Source organism: Limimaricola sp. G21655-S1 (assembly GCF_027213785.1).
GTDB lineage: Bacteria > Pseudomonadota > Alphaproteobacteria > Rhodobacterales > Rhodobacteraceae > Limimaricola.
The window spans coordinates 1-241 of sequence record NZ_JAPWGO010000471.1; the positions used below are offsets into that span (position 1 = coordinate 1).

Genomic DNA, 241 nt, shown 5'->3' on the forward strand with positions numbered 1-241 from the left:
CACTTGGACCAGTCTATCCAACGATCCTCAAAAAGATGAAATGGCATCAACAAGGGCTGCCACGGGTGAGCGAGTGGAAAACCCGCATCGGGGACATCCCATTGGTGGGTATTGGTGGCATGTCGGTTGAACGCGCTGCGGGTGTGCTGGAGGCGGGAGCCGATATTGTCTCTGTGGTGACAGATATTACGCTAAACTCCGATCCCGAAACGCGGGTGCGTCAGTGGATCGAGGCCACAAG

General features: G+C 56.0%; 1 protein-coding gene. It reads left to right on the forward strand.

Going from position 1 to position 241, the window contains the following annotated elements:
* Nucleotides 1-241, forward strand: a 241-nt coding sequence (locus tag O4G76_RS21505; RefSeq protein ID WP_269399113.1) for a thiamine phosphate synthase, incomplete at both ends; no start/stop codon positions are given.